Source organism: Streptomyces sp. NPDC091272, assembly GCF_044757485.1.
Lineage (GTDB): Bacteria > Actinomycetota > Actinomycetes > Streptomycetales > Streptomycetaceae > Streptomyces.
The window spans coordinates 112,788-131,128 of record NZ_JBIVVC010000007.1 but is presented as its reverse complement, the minus strand read 5'-3'; the positions used below and the strand labels follow the sequence as shown (position 1 = coordinate 131,128).

Sequence of the window (18,341 nt, the reverse complement as noted above, 5' to 3'; positions counted from 1 at the left end):
GCCGGAGCTTGTGCAGGTTTTCACGAGGGGGGCCGGGCAGCGGTGTGATGTCACTCCCAGCGGAAGAACCGCGCCGCAGCGCCCAGGGCGAGCACCGCCCACACCGCGAGGATCCCGAGGCTGCCCCACGGCATCGAGGCCCCGTGCTGGAGCACGTCGCGCAGCCCGTCGGAGAGCGCCGAGATCGGCAGCAGACCCAGCACGTCCTGCACCGCCCCGGGGAACCTCTCCAGCGGCACGATGACCCCGCCGCCGACCAGCAGCAGCAGGAACACCAGGTTCGCGGCGGCCAGCGTCGCCTCCGCCTTGAGGGTGCCCGCCATCAGCAGCCCGAGCCCGGAGAAGGCCGCGGTGCCCAGGACCAGGAGGAGGAGTACGGCGACCGGGCCGCCCCGCGGCGACCAGCCGAGCCCGAACGCGATCGCGGTCAGCAGGGCGACCTGAAGCACCTCGGTGACCAGTACCGACAGCGTCTTCGCCGTCATCAGCGCCCACCGCGGCAGCGGCGAGGCGGCCAGCCTCTTGAGCACTCCGTAACGCCGTTCGAAGCCGGTGGCGATGGCCTGTCCGGTGAACGCGGTCGACATGACGGCCAGCGCGAGGATGCCGGGGGCCAGGAAGTCCACGGATTTCCCGGCGCCCGTGTCGATGATGTCCACGGCCGAGAACAGCACCAGCAGCAGCGCCGGAATGATCACCGTGAGGAGCAGCTGTTCGCCGTTGCGAAGCAGCATCCTGGTTTCGAGCGCGGTCTGCGCCGCGATCATCCGGCCGAGCGGCGCCGCTCCCGGCATGGGGGTGTAAGGGGCGGTGCTCATGGGCGCAGGTCCTTACCGGTCAGATCGAGGAAGACGTCTTCGAGGGTGCGGCGTTCGACCGAGATGCCGTCGGGCATCACCCCGTGCTGGGCGCACCAGGTGGTGACGGTGGCCAGCAGCTGCGGGTCGATCTTGCCGCCGATGCGGTACGTCCCCGGGGACAGCTCCTCCGCGACGGTGTCCGCCGGCAGCGCCTTGAGCAGGGAGGCCACGTCCAGGCCGGGGCGGCCGGTGAAGCGCAGGGTGTTCTCGGCGCCGCCGCGGCACAGGTCGGTGGGCGAGCCCTGGGCGATGACCCGGCCGGCCTCCACGATGGCGACGTCGTCGGCGAGCTGTTCGGCCTCGTCCATGAAGTGGGTGGTCAGGATGACGCTCACGCCGCAGGCGCGCAGTTCGCGCACCAGGTCCCAGGTGGAGCGGCGGGCGTGCGGGTCCAGCCCGGCGGTCGGCTCGTCCAGGAAGACCAGCTCGGGGCGGCCCACCACGGCCATGGCGAGCGCGAGCCGCTGCTGCTGGCCGCCCGAGAGCCGGCGGTAGGTCGTCCGGCCGCAGCTGCCGAGTCCGAGCCGGTCGATCAGGGCGTCCACGTCGAGCGGGTGTGCGTGCAGTTTCGCCATGTGGCGGAGCATCTCGTCGGCGCGGGCGCCGGAGTAGACCCCGCCCGACTGGAGCATCACGCCGATCCGGGGCCGCAGTCTCGCCGCGTCGGCCACCGGGTCGAGCCCGAGCACGCGGACGGTGCCCGCGTCGGGCCTGCGGTAGCCCTCGCACGTCTCGACGGTGGTGGTCTTGCCGGCGCCGTTGGGGCCGAGGACGGCGGTGACGGTGCCGGCGGCGACCGTGAGATCGAGGCCGTCGACCGCGGTCTTGGATCCGTACCGCTTGACCAGGCCGGTGACCTGGACGACGGGCTCAAGTGACATGCCCGGAAGTCTAGGCAGGCTCAGGGGGCCGCCGTGGCGCGGGGCGGGCGTCGGCCGGGGGAGGCAGTCACCGGGAGAAGGGGCGCCGGTACGGGCCGGGGCGCGGGCGGCGGCGGTGGCCGGGGCGAGGGCTCCTTCCGGTCGGTGACCAGGGGCGGAGGCGGCTTCCTCGGCCGGTGCGGGAGGCCTCCGGGTCCCCGCGGGGACAGTTGTCGCGGCGGTGGCCGGTGATCGTTTTCGCAGGTCAGCTTAGGTTTACCTAAGTGACACAGTCCACCGATCTTGCTCGGGATCCGGGTTGTCACGCCCAGAAGAATTACGCAACAATGGCGTTGTGAAATACGAAGGCGAGGTCCCCCAGGAGGATGTCGCGACCGGTGAGCGGTCCACCCGCAACCGCGTCGCGCGGTCCATCCTGGACCACGGCCCGTCGACGGTCGCCGACCTGGCGAAGCGCCTCGGCCTCACCCAGGCCGCCGTGCGGCGCCACCTCGACGCGCTGTCCGCGGACGCCGTGGTCGAGGCGAAGGAGCAGCGCGTGTACGGCGCGCGCACGCGCGGACGCCCCGCCAAGGTCTTCGCGCTCACCGACTGCGGCCGGGACGCCTTCGACCAGTCCTACGACTCCCTCGCGGCCGACGCCCTGACCTGGATCTCCCGGGCGGCGGGCGGCGGCGAACAGGGCGAGGCGGCCGTCACCGCCTTCGCCCGTGCCCGGATCGCCGCGCAGGCCCAGGCGTACCGCGCCGCGGTCGACGCCGCACCGCCCGAGCAGCGCACCGAGGCTCTGGCAAGGGCCCTGAGCGCCGACGGGTACGCTGCTACGGCGCGTAGCGCACCGGTCGGAGAGCAGCTGTGCCAGCACCACTGCCCTGTCGCCCACGTCGCGGAGAAGTTCCCGCAGCTCTGTGAGGCGGAGACCGAGGTCTTCTCCGCACTGCTCGGGACACATGTCCAGCGGCTGGCCACGATCGCCCACGGTGACGGGGTCTGCACGACGTACATCCCGAAGACCAGCCAGACCAGTCATTCAGCATCAGCAAGCACGGCCGGGAGGAACCCCGCATGACTCTCCCTATCGAGGAGACTGCCCACCCCGAACTTGAGGGCCTGGGTACGTACGAGTTCGGCTGGGCCGACTCCGACGCGGCAGGCGCCGCGGCCAAGCGCGGCCTGTCCGAGGCTGTCGTCCGCGACATCTCGGAGAAGAAGAACGAGCCCGAGTGGATGCTGAAGCTGCGTCTCAAGGGCCTGAAGCTGTTCGGCAAGAAGCCCATGCCGAACTGGGGCTCGGACCTGTCGGGCATCGACTTCGACAACATCAAGTACTTCGTGCGCTCCACCGAGAAGCAGGCCGCCTCGTGGGAGGACCTGCCGGAGGACATCAAGAACACGTACGACAAGCTCGGCATCCCGGAGGCGGAGAAGCAGCGCCTCGTCGCCGGTGTCGCCGCCCAGTACGAGTCCGAGGTCGTCTACCACCAGATCAACGAGGAGCTGGAGGCGCAGGGTGTCATCTTCATGGACACCGACACCGCGCTGAAGGAGCACCCGGAGCTCTTCCAGGAGTACTTCGGCACCGTCATCCCGGTCGGCGACAACAAGTTCGCGTCGCTCAACTCGGCCGTGTGGTCCGGCGGATCGTTCATCTACGTGCCCAAGGGCGTCCACGTCGAGATCCCGCTGCAGGCCTACTTCCGTATCAACACGGAGAACATGGGCCAGTTCGAGCGCACGCTGATCATCGTCGACGAAGACGCCTACGTGCACTACGTCGAGGGCTGCACCGCGCCGATCTACTCCTCGGACTCCCTGCACTCCGCCGTCGTCGAGATCATCGTGAAGAAGGGCGGCCGCTGCCGCTACACGACGATCCAGAACTGGTCGAACAACGTCTACAACCTCGTCACCAAGCGCGCCGTGGCGTACGAGGGCGCGACCATGGAGTGGGTCGACGGCAACATCGGCTCCAAGGTCACCATGAAGTACCCGGCCGTCTACCTGATGGGTGAGCACGCGAAGGGCGAGACCCTGTCCATCGCCTTCGCGGGCGAGGGCCAGCACCAGGACGCCGGCGCGAAGATGGTGCACATGGCGCCGAACACGTCGTCCAACATCGTCTCGAAGTCGGTGGCGCGCGGCGGTGGCCGTACGTCCTACCGGGGTCTCATCGAGATCGGCGAGGGCGCGCCCGGCTCCAAGTCCAACGTGCTCTGCGACGCGCTGCTGGTCGACACGATCTCCCGTTCGGACACCTACCCCTACGTGGACGTCCGCGAGGACGACGTGTCGATGGGTCACGAGGCGACCGTCTCCAAGGTCTCCGAGGACCAGCTCTTCTACCTGATGAGCCGCGGCATGACCGAGTTCGAGGCGATGGCGATGATCGTGCGCGGCTTCGTCGAGCCGATCGCCAAGGAGCTCCCGATGGAGTACGCCCTGGAGCTCAACCGGTTGATCGAGCTGCAGATGGAGGGTTCGGTCGGCTGACCGTCCCACCCTCCCTCCGCACGCCCCGACTTCTTGATCCAGAGAGAGAGCACCACGACAGCCATGGCTGAGGCCCAGACCAACATCCCGGTGGGTTCCACCACCGCCGGCTCCGTCGCGGTGGCCGCGGAGTCCACCGTCGCCACCCGCATGAGTGCGCCGCCGTCCTTCGACGTGGCGGACTTCCCGGTGCCGCACGGCCGGGAGGAGGAGTGGCGGTTCACCCCGCTCGCCCGGCTGCGCGGACTGCACGACGGCACCGCCGAGGCCGGCGGCGTGCTCACCGTCCAGGTCGACGCCCCCGAGGGTGTCACCGTCGAGACGGTGGACCGCACCGACGCCCGCCTCGGCAAGGCCGGCACCCCGGTGGACCGGGTCGCCGCCCAGGCGTACAGCGCCTTCGAGAAGGCCTCGGTCGTCTCGGTGCCCAAGGAGACCGTGCTGAGCGAGCCGATCCGCATCGCGGTGCACGGCGAGGGCGGCACCGCCTACGGCCACCAGGTGATCGAGCTCGGCGCCTTCGCCGAGGCTGTCGTGGTCATCGACCACACCGGTGACGGCGTCCTCGCCGCCAACGTCGACTACCTGCTCGGTGACGGCGCCAAGCTGACCGTCGTGTCCGTGCAGGACTGGGACGACCGCGCCGTCCACGTGGCGCAGCACAACGCGCTCGTCGGCCGCGACGCCTCCTTCAAGTCCGTCGTGGTCACCTTCGGCGGTGACGTCGTCCGGCTGCACCCGCGCGTCTCGTACGCCGGCACCGGCGGCGAGGCCGAGCTCTTCGGCCTGTACTTCACCGACAAGGGCCAGCACCAGGAGCACCGCCTCCTGGTCGACCACAACGTGCCGCACTGCAAGTCCAACGTCGCCTACAAGGGCGCGCTGCAGGGCCAGGACGCGCACGCGGTGTGGATCGGCGACGTGCTCATCCAGGCCGCCGCCGAGGGCACCGACTCGTACGAGATGAACCGCAACCTGGTGCTCACCGACGGCGCACGCGTCGACTCGGTCCCCAACCTGGAGATCGAGACCGGTGAGATCGCCGGAGCTGGCCACGCCTCGGCGACCGGCCGCTTCGACGACGAGCAGCTGTTCTACCTCCAGTCCCGCGGCATCCGCGAGGACGAGGCCCGCCGCCTGGTGGTGCGCGGCTTCTTCGCCGAGCTGGTCCAGCAGATCGGCGTCGACGACGTCGAGGAGCGCCTGCTCGCGAAGATCGACGAGGAGCTGGAGGCTTCCGTCTGATGGCGTTCGTACGAGTGGCCGCGCTGAGCGAGCTGGAGACCGACACCCCCAAGCGGGTCGAGATCGACGGCACGCCGGTGTCGCTCGTCCGCACCGAGGGCGAAGTCTTCGCGATCAACGACATCTGCTCGCACGCGAACGTCTCGCTGTCCGAGGGCGAGGTGGAGGACTGCGCGATCGAATGCTGGCTGCACGGCTCCAGCTTCGACCTCCGTACCGGCAAGCCGTCCGGCCTTCCCGCGACGCGCCCCGTCCCCGTTTACCCCGTAAAGATCGAAGGGGACGATGTGCTCGTCTCCGTCACCCAGGAGTCCTGAGTACCCCATGGCAACGCTTGAAATCCGCGACCTGCACGTCTCCGTCGATGTCGAGAACGGCACCAAGGAGATCCTCAAGGGCGTCGACCTGACCGTGAAGCAGGGCGAGACCCACGCCATCATGGGCCCCAACGGCTCCGGCAAGTCCACCCTCGCGTACTCGATCGCGGGTCACCCCAAGTACACGATCACCAGCGGCACCGTCACGCTCGACGGCGAGGACGTCCTGGAGATGTCCGTCGACGAGCGCGCCCGCGCCGGCATGTTCCTGGCCATGCAGTACCCGGTCGAGGTCCCCGGCGTCTCGGTGTCCAACTTCCTGCGCACGTCGGCCACCGCCCTGCGCGGCGAGGCCCCCAAGCTGCGTACCTGGGTGAAGGAGGTCAAGTCCGCGATGGAGCAGCTCCAGATGGACCCGACCTTCGCCGAGCGCAACGTCAACGAGGGCTTCTCCGGCGGTGAGAAGAAGCGTCACGAGATCCTCCAGATGGAGCTCATGAAGCCGAAGATCGCCATCCTCGACGAGACCGACTCCGGCCTCGACGTCGACGCGCTCCGCCAGGTCTCCGACGGCGTCAACCGCGTCCGCGAGACCGGTGAGGTCGGCACGCTGCTGATCACGCACTACACGCGCATCCTGCGCTACATCAAGCCGGACTTCGTGCACGTCTTCTCGGCGGGCCGGATCGTCGAGTCCGGTGGCCCGGAGCTGGCCGACCAGCTTGAGGCCGAAGGCTACGAGAAGTACACGAAGGGTGGCGCAGCCGCGTGACACAACTGCCGGGCCTCCTCGACACGGACGCGATCCGCAAGGACTTCCCCCTGCTGGACCGCATCGTCCACGGGGACAAGAAGATCGTTTACCTGGACTCCGCCGCGACCTCGCAGAAGCCGCGCCAGGTGCTCGACGCGCTCAACGAGTACTACGAGCGGCACAACGCCAATGTGCACCGCGGTGTGTACACGGTCGCCGAGGAGGCCACGGCGCTGTACGAGGGTGCCCGCGACAAGGTCGCCGCCTTCATCAACGCGCCGAGCCGCGACGAGGTCATCTTCACGAAGAACGCCTCCGAGTCGCTCAACCTCGTCGCCAACATGCTCGGCTGGGCCGACGAGCCCTACCGGGTGGACCGCGACACCGAGATCGTCATCACGGAGATGGAGCACCACTCCAACATCGTGCCGTGGCAGCTGCTCTCGCAGCGCACGGGCGCGAAGCTGAAGTGGTTCGGCCTCACCGACGACGGCCGGCTCGACCTGTCCAACATCGACGAGATCATCACCGAGAAGACGAAGATCGTCTCCTTCACGCTGGTCTCCAACCTGCTGGGCACCGTCAACCCGGTCGAGACGATCATCCGGCGCGCGCAGCAGGTCGGTGCGATGGTCTGCATCGACGCCTCGCAGGCCGCGCCGCACATGGTGCTGGACGTGCAGGCGCTGCAGGCCGACTTCGTGGCCTTCACCGGTCACAAGATGGTCGGCCCGACCGGCATCGGTGTGCTCTGGGGCCGCCAGGAACTCCTGGAGGACCTTCCGCCGTTCCTCGGCGGCGGCGAGATGATCGAGACCGTGTCGATGCACTCGTCGACGTACGCCCCCGCGCCGCACAAGTTCGAGGCGGGTACGCCCCCGATCGCGCAGGCCGTGGGCCTGGGCGCGGCCGTGGACTACCTCTCGGCGATCGGCATGGAGAACATCGCGCGCCATGAGCACGCGATCACCGAGTACGCGGTCAAGCGCCTCCTGGAGGTGCCCGACCTGCGGATCATCGGCCCGGCGACGGCCGAGGACCGCGGTGCGGCGATCTCCTTCACGCTCGGCGACATCCACCCGCACGACGTGGGCCAGGTCCTCGACGAGGAGGGCATCGCGGTACGCGTCGGCCACCACTGCGCGCGTCCGGTCTGCCTGCGGTACGGAATTCCTGCGACCACGCGGGCGTCGTTCTATCTGTACTCCACGCCCGGCGAGGTCGATGCCCTCGTCGACGGCCTGGAGCACGTACGGAACTTCTTCGGGTAGGGCGGGGAGCACACAGTGAAGCTGGATTCGATGTACCAGGAAGTCATCCTGGACCACTACAAGCACCCGCACGGGCGTGGCCTGCGCGACGGCGATGCCGAGGTGCACCATGTCAACCCGACCTGCGGCGACGAGATCACGCTGCGGGTGAAGTACGACGGCGAGCGCATCGAGGACGTCTCCTACGAGGGGCAGGGCTGTTCGATCAGCCAGGCCAGCGCCTCGGTGCTGAACGACCTCCTCGTCGGCAAGGAGCTCGCCGACGCGCGGAAGATCCAGGAGACCTTCCTGGAGCTGATGCAGTCGAAGGGCGCCCTGGAGCCGGACGAGGCGATGGAGGACATCCTGGAGGACGCGGTCGCGTTCGCCGGGGTCTCGAAGTTCCCGGCCCGGGTCAAGTGCGCCCTGCTGAGCTGGATGGCATGGAAGGACGCGACCGCCCAGGCCCTGGGCGAGAGCGCGAAGAAGGAGACGGCATGAGTGACGAGACGACTTTGACCACCAAGCCGGCCTCCGAGGAAGAGGTCCGCGAAGCCCTGTACGACGTGGTCGACCCCGAGCTGGGCATCGACGTCGTCAACCTGGGCCTCATCTACGGGGTGCACGTCGACGACGCGAACATCGCGACCATCGACATGACGCTCACCTCCGCGGCCTGCCCGCTGACCGACGTCATCGAGGACCAGGCCAAGTCGGCCACCGAGGGCATCGTCAACGAGCTCAAGATCAACTGGGTCTGGATGCCGCCGTGGGGCCCGGACAAGATCACGGACGACGGCCGCGAGCAGCTGCGCGCGCTCGGCTTCAACGTCTGAGTCCCGTCCCCCCCCGGTGGACGGTCGTACCGCTGTGCCCCCGGCGCTCCTCGCGAGCGCCGGGGGCACAGCGGTGTCCGGGGGCGGTGTCCGGGGACGCCGGACGGTCAGTACTGCGGCGGCCCGTACGCGGCCTCGGCCAGCGTCGGCGCCAGGCCCTCGCTGCGGAAGCGCCGGTCCACGTACAGCAGGCCGGTGGTGAGCTGCGGGACGAACGCCACCACGATCTGCGAGACGAAGCCGCCCAGCAGGCTGATCAGCAGGTACCAGCCTGCGGACGTCAGTGCCTGGAGCGCGGCGGCCTCGTCGCTGCCTGTGTAGCCGATGCTGGGGAGCATCGAGAACATCCCGATGAGGCTGAACGGGATCTGGATGAGCCAGCTCGCGACCGCCGCCATCAGCATGGCCAGCAGCGAGATCCCGAAGGTCCGCCACCACGCGCCCCGCACCAGCAGGGCCGAGCGGCGCAGCGCCTGCACGGGACCCGCGCCCTCGAAGACCGCGACGGCCGGGGCCAGGGTGAACCTCACCCAGAGCCAGACCGCGAGGGGAACGAGCAGCAGCCCGCCCGCGAGGCCGGTCACGGCCCAGGCGGTGGCCGTTCCGCTGCTCCGCCCGTCCAGCAGCGCGAACATCAGGGCCACGTAACCGGTCGCCAGCAGCCCGGCCACCAGGAGACCGGCCGCCCAGGGCAGCAGCAGCGCCCCGAGCACCGCGGGCAGCCTGCGCACGGCGCGGCCCCACACCGCCCCGAAGGTGGTCCGACGGCCGAGCACGGCCTCCTGGAGAACGGCGGGGGAGGCGGCCTGGGTCAGCGCGGTGGCGAGCAGCAGGCAGATCGAGCCGATCAGCGCCACCGCGGCGAAGGTCCAGGCGAGGGTGGTGAACGGGGTCACGAGGCGGCTGTCGGCCCCGTCGCGCAGGGCGCTCTCGATCACCTGGAACTCGTCGGTGAGCCAGGAGAGCGCGAGGGCCACGGCGCCGCCGGTGACCGCGAGCGCGGCCCCGTACGCCAGTGCCGCGATGCCGATGAGCTGTGCCCAGTGCCGGCCGAACGCCGCGAAGGTGCCGTTGAGGATGTCGCCCACGCCGAGCGGGCGCAGCGGAACCACCCCGGGCTTGGGAGCCTCGGGCGGCGGCGCCCAGCCACCGCCCCAGCCGCCGCCCCGGCCGCCACCCTGGGCGGGGCCGGGTCCTGGCGGCCCGGACGGTCCGGGCGGGGGGCCTTCGTGGGGTCCGCCCGAGTAGTGCGTCACTGCGTGCTCCATGGGGTGGCTGGTCCGAATGGGGGAACGGCGGCCCACCGTATCCGGGTTCGTACGGACTGTGCAGTGGCGGGCGGGCGAGCTGTGGAGCGGTGGGGAACTGGGCGGTGGCAAGCCTTCGGGCCGGCTGGGGAGCGGTGGGGGGCTGGGCGGTGGCAAGCCTTCGTGCGGGCTGTAGGGCGGCGGGGGCTAGGCGGTGGCAAGCCTTCGTGCGGGCTGTGGAGCGGTGCTCCGGTGGGCGGCCGGAACCAGGTGCGCCATGCACGTGCGCAGGGGTGTGCGTGCGTACGCTTCGGCGCATGCCCTACGTTCTGCTGGCCGCGGCGATCGCGGCGGAGGTGGCCGGCACCACGGCCATGAAGTACAGCGACGGCTTCAGCAGGCTGTGGCCCTCACTGATCACCGTCGCGGGGTATCTGGTGGCCTTCGGGCTGCTGGCACAGACGCTCAAGTCGATCGAGGTCGGCACCGCCTACGCGATCTGGGCGGGCATCGGCACCGCGGCCGTGGCCGCCATCGGGATGCTCTTTCTCGGCGAGACGGCGAACGCGGTCAAGCTCGCGGGGATCGTGCTGGTCATCGCGGGGGTGGTACTGCTCAACCTCGGTGGAGCGCACTGAGCGGTGGGCCGGCTGTCGGCCCCCGCCGCCGGTGCGCCCGCAGGACGAGACCGGTTCGACCCTGCGGGGGGCCGCCGGTTAGGTTTCCTGTCATGACCGATACGACTGCATCTCGTACCACCGGCGCCGTCGCCGCCGGACTCGCCACCCTCGCCGCCGACGGCACCGTCCTGGACACCTGGTTCCCCGCCCCCGAACTCGTCGCCGAACCGGGCCCCTCGGGCACCGAGCGCCTCTCCGCCGAGCGCGCGACCGAACTCCTCGGGGCTGCCGCGCCCAAGGCCGTGGGCCCCGACGCCCGCCGGGGCGTGGAGGTCGTAGCCGTCCGTACGGTCATCGCCTCGCTGGACGACAAGCCGCTGGACGCCCACGACGCGTACCTGCGCCTGCACCTGCTCTCGCACCGCCTGGTGCGACCGCACGGCCAGAACCTGGACGGCCTCTTCGGCCTCCTCGCCAACGTCGCGTGGACCTCGCTCGGCCCGGTCGCCGTGGACTCGCTCGAAGAGGTGCGGCTCAACGCGCGCGCCGAGGGCCTGCACCTCCAGGTGACCTCGGTCGACAAGTTCCCGCGCATGACGGACTACGTCGCGCCCAAGGGCGTGCGGATCGCCGACGCCGACCGGGTGCGCCTCGGCGCGCACCTCGCGGCGGGCACCACCGTGATGCACGAGGGCTTCGTGAACTTCAACGCCGGCACGCTCGGCACCTCCATGGTGGAGGGCCGCATCTCGGCCGGTGTCGTCGTCGGTGACGGCTCGGACATCGGTGGCGGCGCCTCGACGATGGGCACCCTGTCCGGCGGCGGCAACGTCCGCATCACCGTCGGGGAGCGCTGCCTGGTCGGCGCCGAGGCCGGGGTCGGCATCGCGCTCGGCGACGAGTGCGTCGTCGAGGCGGGCCTCTACGTCACCGCCGGTACGCGCGTCACGATGCCCGACGGGCAGATCGTGAAGGCCCGCGAGCTCTCCGGCGCCTCGAACATCCTCTTCCGCCGCAACTCGGTCTCCGGCGCCGTCGAGGCCCGCCCGAACAACGCGGTCTGGGGCGGACTCAACGACGTGCTGCACAGCCACAACTAGGTACTCGCCGTGGCCCTCCCGGGCTTCCTCCAAGGCCCGGATCAGTCCTGACGCGTCAGCTCCTCGTAGGCGGCCAGCAGCCCGTCCGTCACCTCCGTGGCGGCGGGCTGCAGCGGTTCGCGGACCGGTCCCGCGGGCAGGCCGAGCGCGGTGAGCAGCGCCTTCGCGGTGACCGTGCCGGGCAGACCGGCCGCCATCATCAGCTCGACGAGCGGCAGGGTGCGCCCGTGGTGGCGGGTCGCCGCCGCGACGTCACCCCGGTCGTACGCGTCGAGGGCGGCCCGCAGGGCGTGCGGGGCGGCGTTCGCGACCGTACTGACGAAACCGACGGCGCCGACCGCGCGCAGCGGCAGGTTCAGTTCCTCGCTGCCCGCGTAGTACGCGAGGCCGGTGCTGGCGATCACCTTGGCGCTGCCGAGCAGGTCGAACGCGCAGTCCTTGAGCGCGGTGATGCGCGGGTGCTCCGCGAGCCGCAGCACGGTGTCCGGTTCGATGCGGACGCCGGTGCGGCCCGGGATGTCGTACAGCATGACGGGGACGCCGACCGAGTCGGCGACCCGGCGGAAGTGCGCTTCGAGCGCGGCCTGGGGCGGCCGGCTGTAGTACGGGGAGACCACCAGCAGGCCGTCGGCGCCCGCGAGTTCGGCCTGCCGTGCGAGCTCGACGGTGTGCGCGGTGTGCGCACTGCCGACCCCGGTGAGGACCGGGACGTCCGGACCGACCGCCTCGCGCACGGCACGTACCAGAGCGGTCTTCTCGGCGTCGCTGGTGGTCGGGGACTCGCCGGTGGTGCCGTTCAGGACGAGGCCGTCGCAGCCCCCGTTGGAGACCAGACGACTGGCCAGCTGCTGGACCCCCGGCAGGTCGAGCGCGTCACCGCGGGGCGTGAAGGGCGTGATCATCGCGCAGAGGGCGCGGCCGAACGGGGCGGCGGGTGTGGTCATGATCGCAGTCTCGCGCCCGGGCACCGTAACGGTCCACCGGGATTCTTCCGCTCAAAGGGTGGGCGCAGGTGGACGGTTGTCGGGCTCTGGCAAGATCGCGTCATGGGAGCACGGAGCGGTCCGTGCGGGCGGGGGGAACGGCGACGTGGGTGCGCGTACGAGCGTGCGGGCGGCAGCGGTGCTGTTGCTCGGCACGATGGCCCTGACCGGCTGCGACGGGTTCCTCGTGCCGGCGGGCGAGGGGGAGCAGCGGTCGGCCGGAAGCGACGCGCCGCCGTCGCCGACGCGGACCGCCGCGAGGGGCGGGCGTGGTGCGACCACCCCGCCGCAGCCCCCGGCAGGCCGCCCGGCCACCCCGATGCAGCCCCCGGCAGGCCGCCCGGCCGCCCCGTCGGAGACCGCGGCGGCACGCCCCGGGCGCCCGGCCGCCCCGCCGGCCCCGGCGCGCCCGCCCGGCGCCTCGTACAGCCCGCCCGTGGCGCAGGACTGTCCCGCGGGCCTGCGGGTGGACATGGGCGAGATCCAGGCCGCCCTGATGCACCGGCTGGCCACCCTCACGCTCACCAACTGCGGCAGTACGCCCTACAAGCTTTCGGGCCGGCCATCCGTCAAGGCCTACGACGCCGAGGGCAGGGCGCTCGACGTCGAGGTGAACGTCCGCGAGGAGGGCAAGAAGACGGACACCGTGGTCGTACTGCCGCCCGGCGGCGTCGCGTACTCGCGGCTCGACTGGCGGCCCTACGACGGGGTGGAGGAGGCGCGGGCACTGGAGATCGCGGCGGGTCCAGGCCACCACGCGCGCAGCTTCACGCTGGCCGACGACGTGCGGATGGTCGACGCGTTCGACGTCACCCCGTGGGCGCCGGGCAGGCCCCGCTGACGGTCCGCCGGGTGCTCGGCGGCGACGGGGGCGACGGGCGGTGGCGCTCGCGGGCCTCTGCGGCGACGGGCGACGGGGCTCGCGGGCCTCGGCGGCGACGGGCGGTGGGGGGGGGGGGGGGGGGGGGGCCGCGGCCCCCCCCCCCCCCCCCCCCCCCCGCCGCGGCGGAACCTACGGGCGCAGGCGCAGCACCTGCGGGTCGTGGTCGCTGTTCTGGTCGGCGAACTCCGCGTTGATGTGCACGCTGTCGTAGGCGAAGTCGTCGATCGCGGGGCTGGTCAGGATCTGGTCCAGCACCTGGGTGTTGCCCTGGAAGACGTACGAGTAACGCTCGCTGCGCGGAAGGGACTTGACGGCCGCGTTGAGTGCACCGCCCGCCGTCAGGGCCTTCGTCGTCGCGGAGAACTCGAAGTCGTTGATGTCGCCGAGCACCAGGACCTTCGCGCGGCGGTCGGCCTTCAGGACGTCCTTGACGAAGCCGTTGACGGTCTGAGCCTGCTGGAGGCGGCGCGCCTCCGAGGAGCGGACCGGCGGCTGGTGGTGCGAGGTCAGCGCCTCGTCGCCGCCCTTGGAGCCGAAGTGGTTGGCGACGACGATCACCGGCTCGCCACGGAAGCGGAACTCGGCCGCCAGGGGCTTGCGGCTGTTCTCCCAGGCGGTGTTGGACGGGTCGACACGGCCGGGGGAGAGCGTGAGGGCGGCGCGGCCCTTCTCCCGCACGACACCGGTGGCGGTCGTCGCGTCGCCGCCCGCGCGGTGGGTGAGGGAGACCCGGGCCGGGTTGTGCAGGAACACCTGACGGATGTTGCCGCCGGGCTCGCCGCCGTCCTTGTTGTCCTGCGGGTCGATCGACGTCCAGGCGTACGAGGGCCCGCCCGCCGCGGCGATCGCGTCCGTGAACTTTCGTACCGTCGCCGCCGCGGTGACCGTGCCGTCGTTCTTCGCGCCGTTGTCGTCCTGGATCTCTTCGAGCGCGATGATGTCGGGCGAGGCGAGATTGTCCACGACCGCCTTGGCGAGCGCGTCGAACTTCTCCTGCGGGTCGGTCGGGTCGAGGTTCTCCACGTTGTACGTGGCGACGGCCAGCTCGCCGCGGCCCTGCGCCCGGGTCCGCTCGCGCTCAAGCCCGCGGTCGACCACCTTGCCCAGGGTGTTCGCGGCGATCGTGTAGCCGCCGTACTGGTTGAAGTCGAGCGGGCCGCTCGCGCCGCCGGACAGCACGTCGCCGACGTTCGCCTTCGGGAACGGCTGCTGGGCGAGCGGTGCCAGCTGCTGGATCTGCAGGCGGCCGGTGTTCTGCGCGTCGTACGAGCCGTAGACCGTGCCGCCGCGCCTGTTGCCGTTCTCGTGGGGCTTGACGGTCACCCACAGCTCGGCGTGGGCGTCGGTGGCGCCGACCACGCGGGAGGTGCCGACGCGGACGTTGACGCCTTCGAGGGACTCGTAGAGGTCGAGGGCGTAGCGGCGGGGTTCCAGCGGACGCGCGTTGATGCTGCCGCCGGCGGCCGGGTCGCCCGCCGGGGCGTAGCGGGAGGGCACGGTGCGGGCGGAGACGGTGACCGGGGCGGGTATCGCGTTGCCGGACGACAGGACCGTCACCGTGGCCTTCGAGAGCTGGGTGAGGGACTGGTTGCCCGAGGCCGCGCCGCCGGGAACGTACTCGGTGACCGTGCCCGAGACCTGGACCGCGTCGCCCGGGGCGACCGTCGGGTTCGAACTGGTGAAGACGAAGATGCCCTCGCTGGTGGCCGGATTGCCGTCACCCTTCGGGTCCTGGAACCAGAAGCCCTTCGAGCCGTAGGTCCGGACACCGGTGACCACGCCCGCCACGTCGGCGACCTGCTGCCCGGCCAGCGGAGAGAGGCGGGTGGAGCCCTGGATGTCGTGGATACGGACCTCGCCGGCCACGGCGTCCGCCGCGGTGGCGGAACCGGCGCCGGACAGCAGTCCGGCGGCGAGGGCGGTGGTGAGGAGGGTGGCGACCGCGGTGGTTCTCGGCAGGCGGGCCTTCGGCAGAGAGCGGCGGGACGTCATCTGTGGACTCCGGGGGTGAGGGCTGCTGGACGGCTGCACAGCCGCGCAGGAAAGAGTTCTACGCGCGTCAATCTCTTGCGTGCGTACGGGTGTTGTCAAGGTTCGGCGAGTGAGCGCGGGGTGCACGAAACCTGACGGGTACATGAACCCCATGGGATCGGTGCAAATGCGTCTACGCTGGGGTCCGCTCAAACCGATGCGCCCGCAGGCACGTGCCCCGAGGAGAACCCCCAGATGTCCGAAGACCGTCCCACCCTGCCGCCGGTGCGGCTGCACCCGGAGGCGGAGCTGGCGCGGGACGCGCTGGCCGCGCCGTTGTTCGCGCGCGCCGTCAAGCTCGCCCGCTGGGCCTCTCCGGACACCCGGGTGGGTGCGGGCGGTGAGCTCGTCGAGGAGCAACTACCCCTCGCCGCAGCCGAGTTGGCCCTGGGTGTGGCGGACGGGGTGGAGGACGAGCAGGACGCGGCCGCGTTCGCGAGCGAGGCGTGGCGGACCGCGGTGGACACCGGGCTCGTCGACGTCACCGACCCCGTGGACCCCGACGCGCCGGACGCCCACGGCACGGCCGCACCCGGGGAGGCACTCGCGGTGCTCGCCGGCGGCAGCCCGCAGGACGTGCTCGGGCTGTGGCTGGAGGCCTTCGAGACGGCGTTCGCCGACGCGACCGCGCCGGTGCTCGACGACCTCGGCGCGCTCCTCGGCGAGGACGGCGAGATCGACTTCGGCGCGCTCGACTGGGACCCGCAGCAGGAGTCGGACTTCCTGGAGGGCGTCCTCGGCAACCTGTACCTGCTGAGCGTCGCCGACGGCGGGTCCGGCGACGGCCTGGTGCCGCTGCCCGCGCTGGCCGCCTCGATGATCGTCCCCGACGACATGGGTGAGCCGACGGACGACGTGCTGGAACAGGTCTCGGACGCGATGATGCGCCTCGACGACCAGTTCAGGGTGCTGGAGCCGGTGGGCCTGGTGGAGTACACGCCGGTGGACGAGGCACTGCTGGCCGAGGAGCCGGAGGAGGGCGGCGGGGCGCTGGAGCCCGACGAGGAGGACGTCTCCCGCTACGGGATGGTACGGCTCACCCCGCTCGGGCTGTACGGCGTACGGGCCCGGATGCTGGAGGCCGGTGTCGACGCCCCGGCGGTCGGCGACCTCGCCGACAAGGGGGCCGACGTCCTCCTCGACAAGATCGCGTACTTCCCCGAACTGGCGGGCCGGGCCGAGACCGAGCAGTGGCTCGCGCGGCGTGAACCGGTGGAGGCGGCAAGGGAGTTGCTGGCGGCCGCGCGCGGCACCGACCCGGGCGCCCCGCTGCGCCGGCTGCGCTGCCAGCAGGGCCTGTCCCTGGTGGGGGACACGGCCGAGCCGTCCGTACGGGCGGTGCTCGACGACCCGGAACTGGGCGGGCTCGCGCGGGTCTGGCTCGCCGAGCGCGGCGCGGCACAGGTGCCCGCCCCGCCGGAGGAGATGGTGTTCTGGCTGGCCGTCGACACGATCGCCGCCCAGCTGGACGCGGCGGGCGAGACGCCGGAGCTGGAGGAGCTGGTGGTGGGCCTCGTCGGCCGGCACACCGGTTTCTTCGACTCGGCATGGCGGGTGGAACACCCGGCGACGGCAGGGGTGTTGGAGGCGATGGGACGGCTGCACCCGGAGAAGAAGGTGGCCAAGGAGGCCAAGAAGGCGGCGTTCAAGGCACGGTCCAGGGGGTAGGGCGGCCGACGGCCGTTGGCGGGGGGCGTTGGGACCGGAGGTGCGGTCGGCCGCGGGCATCGGCGTACGGGGCGCGGTCGCCGTCGGCAGGGGTCGGTTGGAGGTGCGGCAGGCCGTGGGCGGCGGCGGGGGAGCCGGACAGGTACGGGGTTTCGGGCGGTAACGGCGTCGGCCCGGGTGTGCGGGCTCAGGTGCGCAGGTGTGAAGCCCCGTTGAGGTCCAGCACCGTCCCGGACGCCCACTCCGCCGCGGGGGAGGCCAGCCACAGCACCGCCGACGCGATCTCGTCCGCCGACGCCACCCGGCCGAACGGACTCTGCGCCCGGATCGCCTCGCCCTCGGCGCCGGACAGCCGGTGCGCCACCCGCTCCGTCTCGAAGAAACCGGGCGCCACGGACGCGACCGCGATGCCGTGCGGCGCCAGGTGCACCGCGAGCGACTGGCCCAGGGCGTGCACCGCCGCCTTGGTGGCCCCGTACGCCGGGTGGTCGGGCTCCCCGCGGAACGCCCCGCGCGAGCCGACGTTCACGATCCGCCCGCCGCCGCCCTGTTCGATCATCCGGCGTGCCGCGAGATGGCTGAGGTTGGCCGTCGCCAGGAGGTTGACCGAGACGTGCTGCTGCCAGAGCGCCGCCCAGTCCTCGTACGAGGTGGTGGCGAGCGGGTGGGCGAGGTTCACGGCCGCGTTGTTCACCAGGACGTCGAGCCCGCCGAGTCCCTCGGCCGCGGCGTCCGCGACGGCCCGTGCCCCGGCCGGCGTGGACAGGTCACCGCCGGCGAGCACGTGACCCGTACCGGCGAGGGACGCATACGTCTCCTCGGCCTCGGGATGCCGCGAGCCGAAGTGCACAGCCACCCGGTCACCGTTGGCGGCGAAGGCCTGCGCGAGTGCGCGGCCGAGCCCGCGGGAGGCCCCGCTGACGAGAACGCGACGGCGGGTGGCGGGGAAGGGAGTCATGGGGCGGGGCCTTTCGGAAGGGAAGCAGAGGGAGCGGACCGCACGGGGCGGGTCACCCGTGCCCGGGCCACCGGGTCCGGGCCACCCGGTCCGGGTCGCTCGGTCCGGGTCGCCCGTGCCGGGACGCGTGAAGCCGGCGCTGCTGTCGATCATGCCCCGGAGGTGCGCCGGCACCCGCGGCCGGCCCCGATGTCCGCCGTGTCCGCCGTGTTCGCGGT

Annotated in this window: 18 protein-coding genes; 12 read left to right on the top strand and 6 right to left on the bottom strand. The window is 71.6% G+C overall.

All coding sequences use genetic code 11. The features are described from left to right. Nucleotides 1–50 precede the first annotated feature (50 nt). A complete protein-coding gene (locus ACIQM4_RS20845; protein ID WP_401593512.1) occupies nt 51–818 on the bottom strand; it encodes an ABC transporter permease in 768 nt (255 codons plus the stop codon). After that, nucleotides 815–1,741, bottom strand: a complete 927-nt coding sequence (locus tag ACIQM4_RS20840) for an ABC transporter ATP-binding protein (RefSeq protein ID WP_401593510.1) — start codon at nt 1,739–1,741, stop codon at nt 815–817. Before ACIQM4_RS20840 ends, ACIQM4_RS20845 begins: the two co-directional genes overlap by 4 nt. A 334-nt stretch (nt 1,742–2,075) precedes the next feature. Here ACIQM4_RS20840 and ACIQM4_RS20835 point away from each other — a divergent pair, with 334 nt between their 5' ends. The 8 genes from ACIQM4_RS20835 (at nt 2,076) to ACIQM4_RS20800 (ending at nt 8,633) form a co-directional block, all read left to right on the top strand. Beyond that, nucleotides 2,076–2,810 carry a helix-turn-helix transcriptional regulator gene (locus ACIQM4_RS20835; protein ID WP_401593508.1) on the top strand — a complete coding sequence of 245 codons (735 nt, stop codon included), beginning with the start codon at nt 2,076–2,078 and terminating at the stop codon, nt 2,808–2,810. Beyond that, nucleotides 2,807–4,231: a Fe-S cluster assembly protein SufB gene (gene sufB, locus ACIQM4_RS20830; protein ID WP_401593506.1), complete on the top strand. Its 1,425-nt coding sequence runs from the start codon at nt 2,807–2,809 to the stop codon at nt 4,229–4,231. The genes ACIQM4_RS20835 and sufB overlap by 4 nt, the downstream gene beginning before the upstream one ends. A 63-nt stretch (nt 4,232–4,294) precedes the next feature. Then, on the top strand, nt 4,295–5,476 hold the full coding sequence (gene sufD / locus ACIQM4_RS20825; RefSeq protein ID WP_401593502.1) for a Fe-S cluster assembly protein SufD: 1,182 nt from the start codon (nt 4,295–4,297) through the stop codon (nt 5,474–5,476). After that, entirely contained in the window at nt 5,476–5,793 is a 318-nt protein-coding gene (locus ACIQM4_RS20820) for a non-heme iron oxygenase ferredoxin subunit (RefSeq protein ID WP_401593499.1), read from the top strand. Before sufD ends, ACIQM4_RS20820 begins: the two co-directional genes overlap by 1 nt. Before the next feature lie 7 nt (nt 5,794–5,800). Beyond that, nucleotides 5,801–6,565 (top strand): Fe-S cluster assembly ATPase SufC, encoded by a 765-nt coding sequence (sufC, locus tag ACIQM4_RS20815; RefSeq protein ID WP_401593497.1) that lies wholly within the window; start codon nt 5,801–5,803, stop codon nt 6,563–6,565. Next, nucleotides 6,562–7,818: a cysteine desulfurase gene (locus ACIQM4_RS20810; protein WP_401593494.1), complete on the top strand. Its 1,257-nt coding sequence runs from the start codon at nt 6,562–6,564 to the stop codon at nt 7,816–7,818. The genes sufC and ACIQM4_RS20810 overlap by 4 nt, the downstream gene beginning before the upstream one ends. A 15-nt stretch (nt 7,819–7,833) precedes the next feature. Then, complete coding sequence (gene sufU / locus ACIQM4_RS20805) at nt 7,834–8,298, top strand: Fe-S cluster assembly sulfur transfer protein SufU (RefSeq protein ID WP_401593492.1); 465 nt, start codon at nt 7,834–7,836, stop codon at nt 8,296–8,298. Continuing rightward, nucleotides 8,295–8,633, top strand: coding sequence for a metal-sulfur cluster assembly factor (locus ACIQM4_RS20800; RefSeq protein WP_266655253.1), 339 nt, complete (start codon nt 8,295–8,297; stop codon nt 8,631–8,633). The genes sufU and ACIQM4_RS20800 overlap by 4 nt, the downstream gene beginning before the upstream one ends. A 107-nt stretch (nt 8,634–8,740) precedes the next feature. On the opposite strand, the gene ACIQM4_RS20795 is transcribed toward ACIQM4_RS20800, so the two are convergent. Then, nucleotides 8,741–9,901, bottom strand: a complete 1,161-nt coding sequence (locus ACIQM4_RS20795) for a hypothetical protein (RefSeq protein ID WP_401593489.1) — start codon at nt 9,899–9,901, stop codon at nt 8,741–8,743. A gap of 296 nt (nt 9,902–10,197) precedes the next feature. Between ACIQM4_RS20795 and ACIQM4_RS20790 the strand changes: the two genes are divergently transcribed. Both ACIQM4_RS20790 and dapD read left to right on the top strand, forming a co-directional pair. Continuing rightward, nucleotides 10,198–10,518, top strand: a complete 321-nt coding sequence (locus tag ACIQM4_RS20790; RefSeq protein ID WP_401593487.1) for a DMT family transporter — start codon at nt 10,198–10,200, stop codon at nt 10,516–10,518. Nucleotides 10,519–10,610: 92 nt separating this feature from the next. Beyond that, complete coding sequence (dapD, locus tag ACIQM4_RS20785; protein ID WP_401593485.1) at nt 10,611–11,600, top strand: 2,3,4,5-tetrahydropyridine-2,6-dicarboxylate N-succinyltransferase; 990 nt, start codon at nt 10,611–10,613, stop codon at nt 11,598–11,600. Between the two features lie 41 nt (nt 11,601–11,641). Here the strand turns inward: dapD and dapA are convergent, their stop codons facing one another. Next, a complete protein-coding gene (gene dapA, locus ACIQM4_RS20780; protein WP_401593482.1) occupies nt 11,642–12,544 on the bottom strand; it encodes a 4-hydroxy-tetrahydrodipicolinate synthase in 903 nt (300 codons plus the stop codon). 145 nt (nt 12,545–12,689) lie between these two features. Between dapA and ACIQM4_RS20775 the strand changes: the two genes are divergently transcribed. Continuing rightward, nucleotides 12,690–13,424, top strand: coding sequence for a DUF4232 domain-containing protein (locus ACIQM4_RS20775; RefSeq protein WP_401593480.1), 735 nt, complete (start codon nt 12,690–12,692; stop codon nt 13,422–13,424). A gap of 171 nt (nt 13,425–13,595) precedes the next feature. Here ACIQM4_RS20775 and ACIQM4_RS20770 read toward each other — a convergent pair whose 3' ends face one another. Then, complete coding sequence (locus ACIQM4_RS20770; RefSeq protein ID WP_401593478.1) at nt 13,596–15,458, bottom strand: endonuclease/exonuclease/phosphatase family protein; 1,863 nt, start codon at nt 15,456–15,458, stop codon at nt 13,596–13,598. A 234-nt stretch (nt 15,459–15,692) separates the two neighbouring features. On the opposite strand from ACIQM4_RS20770, the gene ACIQM4_RS20765 reads away from it, so the two are divergent. Beyond that, the gene (locus ACIQM4_RS20765; RefSeq protein ID WP_401593475.1) at nt 15,693–17,165 is read left to right on the top strand and encodes a hypothetical protein; all 1,473 of its coding nucleotides are present in this window, start codon (nt 15,693–15,695) and stop codon (nt 17,163–17,165) included. Nucleotides 17,166–17,352: 187 nt separating this feature from the next. Here the strand turns inward: ACIQM4_RS20765 and ACIQM4_RS20760 are convergent, their stop codons facing one another. Beyond that, nucleotides 17,353–18,123, bottom strand: coding sequence for an SDR family NAD(P)-dependent oxidoreductase (locus ACIQM4_RS20760; RefSeq protein ID WP_401593472.1), 771 nt, complete (start codon nt 18,121–18,123; stop codon nt 17,353–17,355). Nucleotides 18,124–18,341: the final 218 nt, after the last annotated feature.